Below are 15,301 nucleotides of genomic sequence, written 5' to 3'. Positions count from 1 at the left end.
GGCATCGGATACAGCCAGACAGTGCGAAAATCGGGGTTTTCGGAAACCCGGGGCGTCATGTACAAAGTCGAGAGCACCTCGAGAGAAATGGTGGGAGTTGGCCCTGCATTGCTCGCGATCATTGAGTGTGTCGGTGCGTTCATCGCAATCGCCGGGGCTTCGCGCAACCCGGGGAGTTTTGGCGGGGCGTTCGATGGCGGACATCTTGAAGGGGTGGCTGGCCTCATGCTGGTGTGCGCAGCGCTCTCCGTGTGCGGGCTCGGATGGGCGATCCATGCAATGCGTGCAAACCACCGCCCACCGAATGCGAGCTGCGTTCCAGCGTATCTCGCGATCGGCCTTCACGCCCTGCTGTGTCTGCCCGGTGTACTGGTTCTTCTGGTAATGGCGATCGTCTGGGCGGTGCCGGCATAAGCAGCGCTTCAGGCGTCGCCGGTCATGTTGTGCAGCACGAGGTTGACCGTCGAGACGGCACAGCTCTTGAGCGGCCTGCCGTCCGGTCCGATATAGGCCTTGCGGCTCTTCAGGAACGCATTGACTTCGGCAATGGAGTCGTCTGTGTAGGCAAGATTGAGCGACCCCGTATCGCCATCGAAATCCATGCCGAGCTCGCCAAGGAGCGCCGGCGCGACCACAATGCTGTTGATGAATTCACCGCCCCGAACGGGAAACTCGTGTGCGACGTAGTCCTCGCCAAGCGGTGTCCAGTCCGCGCCGAGTTCGCGTCGCACCTCGTTGCGGATCGTCGTGCGCATATGGATCTTGCCGGGCACGACGGAGCCCAGCCCGGTGATGGGATAGCGCGTCAGAAACGCCGCCACCTTGTTCATGTGCCGGTAAGTCGAGCAGTAGAGTAGCTCGCAGAACGTGAGGGGAAAGACGTGCTTGCGGTCGAAGCGCCGGTCGAGGTCGCCGGGCAATTCGTCGATGCCGTTCATGAGCCTGAAGGTCATGTCCGGGCCCTTGTAGATGAGGCCCAGATATCGCCCATCGATCTCGATGACGCGATGGCGCAAACTCTCTTCGCCAAAGAGCGTGAGCAGCTTCTCGACGCCCTCGATGGTGGCCCATCGGTCGTAGTACTCGGGCTTGAGCTGCACAGGCTCGGTCTCGAGCGTCTTCGTGTTGACGAGACGCGCGGGAACATTGGGACCCGGAAAGACCGATTGCAGAAACCCGGTGCGGATATGGTAGACCGCAAGCGGCCGGGCCGCCTTCAGCGTCTGGTACAGGCCCGCCACATGGTCGTTCAGGCCAATGGCGCCGGGCGAGCCGAGATAGCCCTGTGAAGCATCCATGGCGGTGACGACATTGCGGGTGCCGTCGAAGATGCGGCGGCTCGCCCACTTGCCCAGCAGCAGCTTGTGCTTGCCTTCGACCATGCTCTCGAGGTGGTCGTAGAGTTGATTGAAGGTGGTCTGCAGGCTGTAGCGGACGGTGTCGATGAGTTCGGGATTACGCTTGACGGTGTTCTCGTTGACGCTGTTCGAGCGCGCGATGATCGAGCGGTAGATCGTGTTGGTTTCGTCTTCGCGAATGCGCCCGTCATCGCTGAATTCGAGATCGCGCATGCCCGCTGGCATGACGACGATCCTGGAGGTCATCGCGCGGTCGCGATACTTCTGGAGAAGCTGGAGCTTCGCCTGGCGCTCGTCGCTTTTTGACTCGGCAAACTGGATGTCTTTCCAGTGAGAGACAAAAAAATGAAATCCGGTTTGCCCGTTCAGCGCGTCGCTGCGATCGAAGTCCTTCGATTCTTCATTCCATACAGCGTACTGTGTGCCAGCGATCACATCCTTGTAGAGCTGCTTGAGACTGGTCAGCGCGCGCCAGATCACGGGGTGAAAGACCGGTACCCGTATGTCGATATACGAAAACCGCAGCGAGCGTTTTTCGTCACCCACCCGGCCAAAGATCAGCGTCGAAAAAAGCCCTTCGGGATGGAAGTTCTGGCTGTTGCCATCGAAGAACTCCAGCGAGGTAACGGGGCGGATATTCTGCAGTCGTGCCGGGGTGAGGTCGAGCAGGCGGATATTGAAGGGAATGGCGGAGCGCTCGGGCATGCGGATGCCCTCCACTGATCTGGCAGACAGGAACAGAACCTGTGGCGAACAAAACCTATGAGCGCGCCAATGACGTAAAGGCGATGGTTTCAGTCGACACTGGAAACAATCATGTTCAGAAAGAAGTCGTTCAAGGCCGATGACGATTTCGGCTTCGATGCGGATCTGGATATTCCGGAATTCAACTACCGGGAGAAAGCAAAACGGGATGATCGTGTGCCGGTTGCGAAGCACGCGAAGGAGTTCGTCAAGGGTGGTGCCGGCGGTGTCTGGGAGGGTGTGCGTAGCAAGTCGTTCGTCAACAGGACGCTGCGCGAGGCGCTGCCCACCGGCTATGGACACGCGCTGGACAAGGCAGATGAAGCCGCGTCGTCAATCCGGGATCTATACAATGCTTCGGTACGCGAAGTAAAACCGATCCAGAATGAACTCAAGCGCGCCGTCGGAAAATTGTTGCCGACTGGCGGCAAGTTTTTGCCGAAAAGCGCGCAGGACCGCCTGAAATCATGGGCGGAATCCGCCGATACTGGCACCACGGGTCTGTCGGCCGAAGCCGCGCGTCATGCCTCATTGCAGGCGACGCTCGGCGAAATCTTCAGCTACCAGGCACAGACGCAGGCGCAGCAGCGCGCCGAGGACAAGGCTGAGGCCGACATCCACAAGCAGATCGAAACCGATCGCACGAACAGCCAGCTCGGGCACCTGAATTCCATCCGTCTCGCGCTGCAGCGTCTCGCAGATTACCAGGACCGCGTGACGGTCAATTACCAGCGCAAATCGCTTGAAATCCAGCTGCGTCACTATTTCGTGGCGATGGATGCGCTCATGGAGCAGCGAAAGCAGGGCGTGGCCACGCGCGAGCTGCTCGAAAACATCCAGAAGAACACGGCGCTGCCCGACCTGCTCAAGGTCCGGATGCGTGAAGACTGGCCGACGCTGCTCAGGAACAAGTTCATGGGCAACGCGGGAAGCTGGTTTCTTGGCCAGCGTAGCAACTTCATGCGCGCGCTGACCGGGCAGATCAAATCGTCGCTGACCTCGTCTCTGCGTAACCTGGTAGGCAGCGCGCAGATGGGCCTCTCCATGAGCGGGATCGCCGATGCGGGCGGAAGCATGCCGGGCATGGAGGAATTCGGGCCCAGTAAGGCGGAGATTGCTGGAGGGATGGCAGGCGGTGCCGCAGCCAGCGGTCTTGCATCGGCGCTGGGTTCACGCATTGCGAAGCACATCAAGGGCACGCGCATCGGCAACCTGATCGAGCGGCACGGCCATACGGCTGGACACGTTGCGCAGAGCCTGCCGCAGCATCTGACCGAATTCGCGTATTCGGACCGGCTCAATGACACGCCAGTGGTGGGCTCGGCTGTGCAGTGGCTGAAGAACCAGATCATTCGCGCGGGTGCAGTGCAGACGGGTGTGCAGGTCGACAATCTGCGCAACCTGCAGGAGCCCGCGCCCTTCACACATCTGGTACGAAAGTCGATCACGGAAATCATCCCGGGCTTTCTCGCGCGGATCTATCGCGAGCTGCAGATCCTGCGCACGGGCGACACGAAGGTCGAGCTCACGTCATTCGACTGGTCGGGCAATCGCTTCCGTGAACGCTCGCAGAGCTTCAAACAGGCATTCGAATCCATTGTGCGGCCCCGCGACCGGCAGTACGTCCAGGAACATGCCGGCTCGCTGATCGACGATCTGGAAAAAAACAGTGGCGTGAAGCTGACCCCCGAGCAGCGGCAGATGCTCATCCGGCGGCTGGTGCGTGACAATTTTCTCAATCGTACCGGCTCGCTGAAGCGTTATGGCGACCTGTGGAACTATGCCGGGGACGAAGCGAAGCACGCTGGCACATTTGCCCAGCTGTTCCAGAACTATGGTGCGCAGGATCATGAGGAGCGGCAGAAGGCTTTTCATGCGCGGTTCGCAAATCTTGGCGGGGGCATTGCCGATCCGCGCGAGACGGTCCAGAGCCTCATCAATGCCGGCATGCTCGAGTTCGCGGAGGAAGCCGGCATTGTCAAGAACGGCTATATCGACCAGAACCGCCTGATTGATTACTACCTGTCGCAGGAGTACACCCCGGGCGTTGAGCATGCAGCGGGTGGGCTATCTCACGGCCTGCGTGGTGCAGCACCAGCGGCGGACCAGGGGCCGGTCTCGGGCGTCGGGCCCATGGCTGCACGCAGGCGAGCGCCGCGGCCGATCCGGACGTTCATGCGTGTGCCACCGCGCGCGAAGGGGCGAGTGCCGCCGCGTCGCGCCCGTGACGGCACTCGCCATCCGTTCACAGGCGGTGCTCGCCGGGTTGTTCCCAACGTCGTACCGGGCGCTGCCGCAGGTGTCTCCGGTGTCACAGGCATTCAGGCGCCAGCGCAGCCACAGGCTGAATTCGATGCACCGCAGGAGGAGCGGGACCATACGGAGCGGCACGGCAGTGCCGCGCGCGATGTCGATCGCTTCCTGCAGCAAAGGTGGGGCAGGTCGTTGCCGTCTGCAGCAGCGCCAGCGTTTGGGGCCGGTCGCCTCTTCACGCCGGCTGATGGCGCAGCTGGTGCGCATGGACCGTTGGGTGCTGTGATCAATGCAGTGCGGGAGCACAGCAGCAAGCCGCTCGTTGCGAAGATCTACGAGTCGGTGCTCGCCATCCAGAAGAAAGTTGAGCAGGGGCTTTTCCACGTGCCGGACGTCTCCGGTATTGGCGAGCGCATCAAGGGTGCCGCGGGTCGTGCAGCAGGCGGTGCCGCAGGCAAGCTGGGCGAGCTCAGGGAGAAACTCAAGAGCTCACGCTGGGGCAAGCGTTTTGCAGACTGGACCGTGCGTGATCTCGCGAGCGCGGGTATCGACACGCTGCGGGGCGCGCGGCAAGCCGCGACGTCGGCCGTGCGCACCGGCTGGGACTGGGTGACGAAGTCCGAGCATCTGGGTGCGCGCGCGATCCGGGGCGGTCTTGATCTTGCGAAGGAGGGCGGCCAGAAGGGGCTCGACTATCTCGCGAGCCTGAAAGACGTTTATCTACCCGAGTCCAGCGAACCGGTGCTGCTTGCCTGGAAGATGCGCCTGGGCCACTACCGTGACAAGGCAACTGGCGCGGTCATCCGCTCGTACAGGGATATCAAGGGTGACGTGATCGATGTTGCAGACAACAACAACGTGGTGCTGCAGGCAAAGGACATCAAGCGGGCCTATGCCAAAGGGCGGTTGAAGGCGAAGCTGATCTCGGCGTTGGGTGCGGGGCGCAAGCTCGTTGGGCGCGCCGCGCAATTCGTGGCCGGTGACGTCTTCACCATGGCGGCGGGTGTTGCCAGAACCGGCATGGCGCTCGCGAAAAGAGGCCTCGAGTATCTCGACCCGCCCGTGGATATCTACGTGAAGGGCGAGCGCGAGCCGCGGCTGCTGGCCATCATGATGCGCGCGGGCGCCTACCGCTCGCAGATGCATGAGGACAAGGTCATCTTGCGTCCGGGCATGATCGACGGTCCAGTGGTCGATGTGAGCGAGCCCGGCAATCCGAAGGTCGTGCTCAGGAAAGAGGATCTCGCCCGCGGGATCGTCGACGCGCAGGGCCATCCCATCCGCACGCCGCTGATGAAACTTGCGTCGCTGATCCTGGCTCCAGTGAAGGGGTTCTTTGGGGCGGTCAGGAAGGGTGCAGGGGCCATCAAGGATCTCGCGCTCTCGCCGTTCCGGGGTTTGAGCGAATGGTTCAACAAGCTCATGGGGCCAGACGGCATCGTCTTTGCCGGCTCGAAGACCATCACGCAGCGCCTCACCGAGATCCGCGACATCCTGCTCGAGCGTCTGCCAAAACAGAAGAAGCGGCTCGTGGGCGATGAGGAGGGAACGGGGCTCATCACCCATTCGTGGCAGGACATGGAGCGCAAGCGGCGCCTGGCCGGCAAGGATCAGGCCACCGGGACCGCCACTCAGGAAGGCGGGCAGACCAAAGGGTTGCTGGCAGGGCTGGGAGGGCTCATCAGCAGGCTCAGGGGCCGCGGCAAGGGTGCGAGTGAGTCCGACGATGACGAGGGCAGGAGCGGCCTCACAGGCGTCGCAGAAGACTGGGTGGAAAAGAAGCTCGGTCGGTGGGGCGGCGGGAAAGTCCTGAAGGGAGCCAGATGGGCCGGCCGGGGACTCAGGACCCTCGCCGGTGGCGGCAGGAAGTTGCTGGGGCGCGGTGTGGGCGGGATGCTGGGTCGCGCGGCCGTGGCCGAAGGCGCAGAAGCTCTTGCGGGCGAAGGCGTTGCTGCCGCGGCAGGGGGCATGGGGCTCGGTGGCGGGATTACCGGGGGGCTCACGGCGGGGCTCGGCGCCGGGTTGGGGACAGCAGGCAGTCTGATTGGGGGCGGCCTTGCCGCAGCGGGGGAAATTGCCGGCGCGGGTCTCGCCGCAGTGGGCGGGTTCCTCTCCCTGCCAGTGGTGCTGGGTGCCGCCGCGCTCGCCGGCGCCGGATATCTTGCTTACCGCGGTATCAAAAAGCTGCTTGAGAAAAAACCGGGACCGCTCGCGCGCGTGCGTATCGCGCAGTATGGCTTCCTGCCCGACGATACCGAGAGTGTGAAGGCGCTCCTCACCCTTGAAGACACCCTCATGAAGGGCGTGTACTACCGAAGTGGCCAGGGTGGCAGAGGTGGCAATGCCAGCGGCCTCCAGGCCGATGTGAGCGGCAAGTCGATCAATTTCCGGGAGGTCGTTGCGCCCTTCGATATCGATCCGGCCAACAAGGGCGAGGTCGCGAACTTCGCCGCCTGGTATCTGCGCCGCTTCAAGCCCGTCTTCTGCACACACCTCACCGCGCTCAGGTCGATGGGTCAGTCCATCAGTCTGGCCGAGGTCGATGACAAGCTCAGGAAAAAGGAGGACCGGCAGCAGTACCTGAAGACGGTCGCCTGGTCCGATGGTCCGTACAACGAAATGCGCTCGCCGTTCCACGGCTCGATCCTCACGCTGCATCGCAGCCTCACGCTCGACGCGGGCCCGAAGGAAGTGGCCGCGTACGTGGCCGCGGCGCAGGCGCAAATCGACCGGATGCCGGCCGGCCAGCCGGCCGACGCCCAATCCGGGATGAAGAAGGCCGGTGCGGTTGCCACAGTGGCGACGGCCGCGGCCGCGAAGACTGCGGCGAAGAAGGAGGATGACGCGAAGAAGTCGCAAACGGCGAGCGCCTCCACACCTGCGAAGGATCAGGGCAAGGGCTGGACCGACCTGCTCACCGACAAGGTCGAAGCGGGTATGGGCTCGGTCTCGGGGCTGATCGCCGGAATGTGGGGGGGAGCCAAAGACATCGCCGGCAGGGTCGAGTCCGGTGTCGTGAGCGCGGCAAAGGGGGCGTGGGAGACGGCGAAGCAGGCCGGCACAGCCGTGGCCGGTGGTGTGTCCAGTGTCGCGGGCAAGGTGGTATCGGGCGTGCGGGAGACCGTGACCGGCGCCGCCGGTGCGCTGGGCGCCGCGGGCGGTGCGATCAAAACGGGGCTTCAGGCGCTCGGCGGCAAGATCGGCCAGTTGCCGCTGCCCATTGGCAAGGGGTGGGGGGCGGTCAAGGACCTGATCGGCAAGGCCGCGTCGATGGTGGGTGTCGATCCGATCCTGCTCGCTGCCATCGGCGCGATCGAATCGGCGTTCAACCCGACGGCGAAGGCACCCACGAGCAGCGCATCGGGGCTCTTCCAGTTCATCAACAGCACCTGGCAGACCATGCTGAGGAAGTATGGTCCGAAGTACGACATCCCGGCGGGCACGCCGCAGACAGATCCGCGTGCGAGCGCCCTGATGGGTGCGGAGTTCATCAAGGAAAACGTCGCGGCGCTCAAGGGGGTGAAAGCCGACATCACGCCGACTGACGTCTACCTTGCGCACTTCCTGGGGCCAGGCGGAGCGAGGCAGTTGCTCAAGGCGGATCCGGGCACGGACGCCGTCGCGCTGATGCCGGGGCCCGCGGCCGCCAACCGGTCGATCTTCTTCAACAGGGACGGCTCGCACCGCACGGTCAAGGAGGTCTATGCGGAGATCGGCCGGCGCGTGCAGCTCGGGCTCAAGCAGACCGGCGTGACTGGCACCAGCGGCAGCGCGGCCGATGTGGCGTCCGCGCCGGTGAAGACGGGTGCGGGCAAGGCGCCGGGTGCGCCGGGCAGTTCGGGGATAAACGCAACTAACACTCTACCGGCGACGCCCCAGCCAAAACCGGCAGCGGCGACGCAAGGTTCGGGCGTAACGACAGCCACAACTGTGCCTGCAGCACCGGGGGCACAGGGTACCAGCGGCGTAAGCAGTGCCGGGGTGACCACACCGGCTGCTGTGTCAACTGCGGTGCCGGTGACCCGGCCATCGACCGCGGCCGCCGCGCTTCCCGTGTCGATCAGCTCGCCGGGTGCTGCCGCATCCACTGCGGTACCTGCAATGGCACCAGCAGCGTCACCTGCAGCATCACGAATGACGGCGCAGGGCGCTGCATCCAGCCTGATCGATGCCGCGTTTTCAAAGACCGGATTGGCCACGGCTGTGCCCGGACCCGGCGGTGCGATCGGTGGCGTGGTGTCGAAATCTGCTGCAGGCGGCTCCCCCTTCGCATCCTTTGGTTTTGGGCCAGCATCGGCCAGGCCGCTCGACCAGGGGTCGAAGTCCATCATGGCCGTCCAGCAAGCCCAGCACGATGAGCACATGGACGCGCTCGGCGGAGTGGGAGAAACGCTCGACCGCTCGCTCAAGGTTCACGAGCAGGCGCTCGATGTTCTCAAGGCCATGTACGACCTGGTGCGTCAGGCCGTTGGACAGGCTGCCAGTCAGGCTTCGAACCAGGGCTCTGGCTCAGTTGGCAATGCAGCGGGCACGACACCCGGCGGTGCCGACTCGGTCCAGGCGCTGCAGCGGGGGACGGCGCGGCCGATGCCTACCCCACCTGTCTCGATGGCCCGGATGGCGTAGTTCCGGACCGCGGGCGGACGCCGGGAGGAGGAGCATGTTCCTCCCGGCGCCCAGCCATGAATTCAGGAGTCCTTTGTGATTACCAATCTCAACACACTCGACACCCAGGGCAGTGACGTCAGCTGGGTCAGACAGTCGTTCCTCGTGCCTTCATCGTATTTTGCAACAGGGAGCCCGGATGTGTCGAACCGCTTCGATACGAGCGCCACGCGCAAGTACGTCGACACGCGACCGGGCGGCAACATCGCCATCAATCCGCCGCCGCAGTTCACCCGCTACGCGGATCCCAAGGCCGCATCGCGGCTGAACGGCAGCAATGGCCTCGGCATCTATTACAGCGAGGCGATTGATGACAACGCTCAGGTCATCCACATGAGCTTTGGCGTGCCGCAGTTCAATTCGCTCACGCAATTCTTTACCAGCTTCTACAACAGCGGCGCGGGCGTGCTCGCAAGAACCGGGCGTGGTACGACCTTCTTCTACACACTCGGCAAGGCAGCCGGGTTCGTGGTCTCCCTCATGAGCTGGAGGCTGCTCGCGTTCCATCTGGCGGGGGTGGGGCTGAATTTCCTGATGAACAAGCCTTCCTCGAAATTCTATTACCTCAAACGCACGATGCCGGTGTACTGGCAGATCGTGCAGACCATCGTCAACCAGATCGCCGTGAACCTCGGTGTCATTCCGCGCGCAGGCGACGCGGTGGTGGGTGCAGACGTCACGAACATTCCAGGACTTGGCGATCAGTACCAGTTTGATGCAGCAGCTATTGCACAAATGCAGGCAGCGTGGCCGGACATCTTTTTCAATGGCGGCGGCATCGACGTCTACAAGATGTCAACGCGTGCGCGGCGGCTCGAAGCGAAACAGATCGCCATGTATCAGGCGGCCATGGATACCGGTGCGCTTACGAGCGGCAGTCTTGCGTCGGTCATCCAGAACATTTTCGGTCCAGGCAACAAGCTGGACGATACGGGTGCGCGTTCTTTCAGCGACTATATCTCGCAGTGGTTCGGCACGGTCGCCAATGCACAGGTCAAGCCCGCAGGCGGTGGCGACGATAACGCGCCGGGTACGAGCGCGTCTGCTGATTCCACCGGCACGACCAGCACAGATACATCCGGCACGTCGACAACAGGAGCAGCCACAACGCTGACCCAGACGCAGGATAACGCGACGCTGGATTCCGTCACCGAGAATTTCTCGCAGTCGCAGAGCGACAACGCCGGCTTTTTCGACTTTCTGAACGCCGAGCTCAATGACGGCGGGTCCTTCGTCAGTTTCCGCGTGAATGCAACGGGATCGGTTACCGACTCGTTCCAGAACCAGACGGCGGATTCCGAGATCGCCAACAAGATCAACAGCATGTCGAGCCAGGCCCGCACAACGCGCTTCGATGCGGCGGGCGGCAATCTCGCGAGTGGTGGGGTGCTGGGGCTCGTCGGCAGTGCAGTGAACGATGCGATGGACTTTGCTGCCGGTATCGCGGGCGGTATGGGTCTCTCGGGTCTCGCCGCGCTCGGGGGCTCGGCGTTTGTCGATATCCCGCGCCACTGGCAGTCGGCCTCCGCGTCTTTGGCGCGCACGAGCTATACGGTCAACCTGGTGAGCCCCTATGGCAATCCTGTCTCGCAGCTCATCAACCTTTACATCCCGCTCGCGATGCTTATCGCGGGCGCACTGCCACTCGCCACCGGTCGACAGTCCTACACCGCGCCATTCATCTGCGAACTGTACGACCGGGGCCGCTGCCAGGTCCGGCTCGGACTCATTGACAGCCTGTCGGTGACGCGCGGGACAGGGAACCTTGGATTCAATAACGAGGGGAGGGCATTGGCGATCGACGTGACCTTTACGATCGCCGATCTTTCGTCGCTGGTCTATCTGCCGATCAGCCAGGGTTTGAGCACGGCGGCGGCGCAGACAGGGGCGAGTCTGGGATTTGCGGTGACGGAAGGCGCGGCAGCGGTCGCTGGCGCAGTCGGTGGTGGCGTTGCGGCGGGGCCTGTGGGGGCGGTAGCAGGCGGAGCAGGAGCGGCAGCGGCGGCGTTACCTGTGGCGGCAGCTGCATCGGCCGCGGGTGCCGCGCTTGGGACTGTGGTGGATACCGTATCGAATGTGGCGAGCTCGCTCGATAACATCTTCGATGGCGACAATCCGTTCACAGACTATATGGCCGTGCTGGGTGGGCTTGGCCTCGCCGACCAGATCTATGTGTTCCGGCGATTAAAGCTGAATCTCACGATGCAGATGGCGCAGTGGAAATCGTGGCTCTCTCCCGCGCACTGGGCGAGCTTCGCCGGGGACCTGATGCCAGCCCGGTTAATCTCCGGATTCTTCACGGGTATCGATAAAAATATCTGAATCTGATCCTGGTCGTTCAAAGGTGGGCACCGTGATCTTCAGAATCCGTGATGTGCCATCAGCGCAAGCACCACATCCGCATCAATAGCGCCCCGACACCAAAGGCAAGGAAATACCCGGGCCAGTTGAGATAACGAATCCAGGAAAGAAAGACTCTGCCGGTCCGGGCTCGTTGGTCGCGAAGTTCCACGATAGACTTTCTCAGATCGCTCGCGCGCTTCTGACTTTGTGGGAGCCAGTGTGTAGCTGCTCCGAGCGCGTGTGACAAATCCAGTTCGAGGATGTTCGGGCAATCAGCCGGCTTCAGCTCAATCAGCGATTCTGCCTTCACGGGTAACGATTCGCCCGCGGCGTCAGCTACGCCGTCGACCACCGCATAGGTGAAGTTGATCCCGAACTTTTCATAGAACGCATTGCGTCTCAGGCGATTGACGCCGTTGGCATCGCTCGCAAGAAGTTTGATCGGGAATACTTCGTAGTCCGGGCAATGGCGCTTCGCCCAGCGTACCACCAGGTTAAAGCAGAATGCTCCGATACGCCACCCTCGAAGTGAAGCCTGTTCTACGATGACGTGGCCGTTCGTCAGCTTCACGCTTTGCCATCCGGTCATTCTTGCGCCCATCTCGCAGACCAGTCTTCCATCTGACGTACGCGCTACCAGCTCGAACCCGGGCCCGTCGTATAGAGACACCTCGCGGGTGCCTATTGCAACGACGACAGACCCTGGCCGTCCTTGCGCACTTCTCGGCATGCCGGCTTCCGGTAAGACCCTCTGCGGATCGGTTACGCGGATCAGGCGCCATTGCATCCCCTGATATTTTTTCTCGTCCTGTGTCACCGGCTCGTAGGGCGGAGCCTTCTCATCGAGATATGACAGTTGGTCCCAAAGCTGCAATGCCATTACACCTCTTCCGCTGAAACAATGTTCCGCGCTGATTGTGAGCAATCTAAGATATCACAGCCAACCGGAGGAATGGCACTTTGATGTTGCGGTTCTCCATAAGTCACTGTTCTAGCCAAAAAAGAAAGGTGGCTGCTTTAGCGCGCGCGAAAGCGCTCACGCGAATTCATTGGCAAGTCGAATCTCTGCCCGTATCGCCGTGTCAAACCGCCAGGTCAGCCAGCAAGCCAGTTGATCTGCGTGTTCGTCATGTCGGACGCTGACTCGCCACCGGCCGAAAGCAGGCTGAATGTCGCGGCATTGGGCTGGCTGCTCACGGGATCGTTTGATGGAGTGGTGGCGACAGTGCCCGACGATGTCAACTGGATGGCGGTGGTGCTCGTGGCGGCGCTCACGCCAGTGGCAGTACCGACCTGGGAGGGGTCGACGGGCATGCTGCTGGTGCGCAGCGCCGGATCGATATACGCGCCAGGATACATGTTCTTGAGCAGCGTATCGACATCCGTGGCGGGGCAGGTCGTGGCCAGTCCGTAGAGCTGCTCGTCAGGATCTGCGGTGTTCGCGACGCCCGCGGCGAGCACGCTGTTGAAGTCACTCGTGCCACCAATCATTGACGAGAGATCGACCGCGTTGTCGTTCGTGCCGGAGCTCGTGCGGGCGCAGACGTTCCACGACGGCGCGGCGGTGTTGAAGACGGACATCATCTGCGTGTACGTGGTCGAGTCAAGTGCGGGTGTCGCCTGGGTGACGTTGCCCGACGTCGTGCGGTTGTAGGTCTGCACGAACTGCGAGATCACGCCAGGATTGACCGCAGCGATACCGGCGGGACCGGCAACGCTGGCGAGACTTTGCAGGCTCGCGAGGTCACCCGCACGCACGAGGTTCGGAAGGGTTTGTTTGACGATCGCGGAGAGGACGGTTGGACTGGTAATCTGGCTCACCATGGACTGGAAGACGCCGGAGACGCCGAGATTCGCACACTGATTGATCACGCCGGCGGCGGTGCCGCCGAGCGCCTGGTTGTCGATCATCAGGAACGGCGAGGACGCCGAGAAGCTGTTGATGAGCTTGCCCAGACTCTGGATGTCGCCAATCGCACCGTTCGCGATACTGCTGACGACGCCGCCCACGCTCGTCTGCACACTGCCAACCACCTGGGCGGACGATCCGATGCTGCTTTGAATGGAGGGAGAGAGCGCAGCAAAGGCGCTGTTGATGGTGCCACCCGTTGCCGCCTGTACGAGGGTGTTCGACGCCGTAAGAATGCGCGCGATCGTGGCCTGCGGGTTCATGAGAAGCTGACCGTTGGCGACGCCCTGGACTAGCGGGAGCAACTGGGCGGCCGCCGCGCCTGCACGTAGCATGCCGATCAGGTTGACGTCGTACCTGGCGGCCAGGCTCTGGATCGAGTTGATGATGCCCGCTGCCGTACCGCTATAGACATCGACAGTCGCCAGATTGTCTCCGGGCCCGGTCAGGAAGCCCGGATTGGCCAGTGCGCCGGATGACATGGTTGACTCCTGCTTTGATCCTGCCCGCGTCAGGCTGCGTCAAACTTCACAACGGGCACCGGCGGCCAGGGAAGGCCCGCCTTCAGGCGACGGCGAATCTCCTCCATGCCGTCGCAAAGCCACACCGAGATCGGGCTGTGGATCTGTATCTGCTGCGGCCCGTGCAGGTAGTAATAGCCGAATGGAAGTGTCGAAGCGATCATCGCTTCGCGGATATCGTCGTTCTGCACGATGCGATAAAAGTTCGCCTCATTGATGATCTGGCTGAAATGCTCCCGCCAGACCATCTTTCTGTTTTTTGCATGTGCCTTCACGCGGCTGCCGCACAGATTGCGAAACTCGTCATCGGGTGTTTCGCACTTGATGTAGTACCAGAATCCCTCCATCGAGCGAAATGGTCCATAGACAGGATGCACAAAGGGGGTGATGCTGTAGTGAGCAAGTTTTCTGCCGAGCGCTGTCTGGCCGCTTGTCGAAATGTTGATGTGGGTAACACCGTCATCTTCGGGTTTCATGCCAGCAAAGATGGCCGAAGTTACGAGGGTAGCCGGCAAGGCGGTTTCATGGAGTGCCGTAGTCATGACTCGATCTCAGACGGGGATGTGTCGTGTATCAGGCGCGTTTTATGCCACGTCTCCCGCAGGTGCAAAAGTGAACGGCTGCATCGTATCGGGTAGTGGCGGCTGCGGCTCCTCCATCCCTTCCTCTTCCCGATCGGGCTTGTCAGAATGATCAGGGGGCTCAGTGGGTCTTGCGAATTCGACCGTGGTTCCATGAATCGAGACGCGGCCACTGTAGTAATGGCACCTGACCGAGACCTCAGCCTTCATGACCTGCAGGAAGCGCAGGCCTTTGAGGAAGACCTTGAACGTCATCCCTTCCCTTGACAGCTCCTTCGTCAGATTGCCACGCGCAGTGGTGAAATCTTTCGGTGTCTGGGAAATACCATTTCGGGGATCGGTGACATAGTCGCCCAGCAGCTCGCTGAAGCGTCCGGGCCCGATATCAAGATCGACCAGCATCTGGCGGTAGAGATCAGCGAGGATCCCGTTGGGCGAAATCGTGCGGTGCTCTTTCCTGCTGCCAAAGTCGATCAGGGTCTGGTGGATTGATGTGGTGCCGGGGTAGTAGTAACACTTGACGCAAAAGTCGAGCTTTCTGACCTGCAGGAAGCGCAGGCCCTTGAGGAAGACCTTGAACGTCATGCCTGAGCGCGAAAGCTCCTTCATCAGGTTGCCGCGCGCGGTGGTGAGGTCTTTCTGGGTCTGCGGGATGCCATGTCGTGGGTCGATCACGTACTCGCGCAGAAAATCGCTGAAGCGCCCCGGGCCGACATTAAGTTCGACCAGCATCTTGCGGTAGAGGTTGGCCAGGATTCCATTGGGGCCAGCAGTGCGGTGAACGTCCTTGTCGCTGGATTTGAGGATGTGACCGAGCTGTTGGGAAGCCATGATCGCCTTCCTTGTAAAAGACTTGTGAGAAAACGTGTGGGCAGACGTGTTGTGCTGCGTATGAGCCAGGGGTAGAGCGGTTTGTGATGGGCGGGT

Annotated in this window: 8 protein-coding genes; 3 read left to right on the top strand and 5 right to left on the bottom strand. The window is 62.1% G+C overall.

Features of this window, described 5'->3' with window-relative positions:
• Positions 1-57: 57 nt before the first annotated feature.
• A complete protein-coding gene (locus tag L0U80_RS30580) occupies positions 58-414 on the top strand; it encodes a hypothetical protein (protein WP_233874989.1) in 357 nt (118 codons plus the stop codon).
• An 8-nt stretch (positions 415-422) separates the two neighbouring features.
• Here L0U80_RS30580 and L0U80_RS30575 read toward each other — a convergent pair whose 3' ends face one another.
• Positions 423-2,063 carry a hypothetical protein gene (locus tag L0U80_RS30575; protein WP_233874987.1) on the bottom strand — a complete coding sequence of 547 codons (1,641 nt, stop codon included), beginning with the start codon at positions 2,061-2,063 and terminating at the stop codon, positions 423-425.
• Between the two features lie 111 nt (positions 2,064-2,174).
• Here L0U80_RS30575 and L0U80_RS30570 point away from each other — a divergent pair, with 111 nt between their 5' ends.
• Positions 2,175-8,981 carry a transglycosylase SLT domain-containing protein gene (locus L0U80_RS30570; RefSeq protein ID WP_233874985.1) on the top strand — a complete coding sequence of 2,269 codons (6,807 nt, stop codon included), beginning with the start codon at positions 2,175-2,177 and terminating at the stop codon, positions 8,979-8,981.
• A 75-nt stretch (positions 8,982-9,056) separates the two neighbouring features.
• Positions 9,057-11,342: a DUF8550 family phage structural protein gene (locus tag L0U80_RS30565; RefSeq protein ID WP_233874984.1), complete on the top strand. Its 2,286-nt coding sequence runs from the start codon at positions 9,057-9,059 to the stop codon at positions 11,340-11,342.
• Positions 11,343-11,400: 58 nt separating this feature from the next.
• Here L0U80_RS30565 and L0U80_RS30560 read toward each other — a convergent pair whose 3' ends face one another.
• The 4 genes from L0U80_RS30560 to L0U80_RS30545 form a co-directional block, all read right to left on the bottom strand.
• Positions 11,401-12,243, bottom strand: coding sequence for a hypothetical protein (locus tag L0U80_RS30560; protein WP_233874981.1), 843 nt, complete (start codon positions 12,241-12,243; stop codon positions 11,401-11,403).
• Positions 12,244-12,458: 215 nt separating this feature from the next.
• The gene (locus L0U80_RS30555; RefSeq protein WP_233874980.1) at positions 12,459-13,754 is read right to left on the bottom strand and encodes a hypothetical protein; all 1,296 of its coding nucleotides are present in this window, start codon (positions 13,752-13,754) and stop codon (positions 12,459-12,461) included.
• 29 nt (positions 13,755-13,783) lie between these two features.
• Positions 13,784-14,335, bottom strand: a complete 552-nt coding sequence (locus L0U80_RS30550) for a hypothetical protein (RefSeq protein ID WP_233874979.1) — start codon at positions 14,333-14,335, stop codon at positions 13,784-13,786.
• Positions 14,336-14,377: 42 nt separating this feature from the next.
• On the bottom strand, positions 14,378-15,205 hold the full coding sequence (locus L0U80_RS30545) for a hypothetical protein (RefSeq protein ID WP_233874978.1): 828 nt from the start codon (positions 15,203-15,205) through the stop codon (positions 14,378-14,380).
• Positions 15,206-15,301 lie beyond the last annotated feature (96 nt).

Source organism: Paraburkholderia adhaesiva (assembly GCF_021390575.1).
Lineage (GTDB): Bacteria > Pseudomonadota > Gammaproteobacteria > Burkholderiales > Burkholderiaceae > Paraburkholderia > Paraburkholderia adhaesiva.
This window is presented reverse-complemented; position numbering and strand designations above follow the sequence as displayed.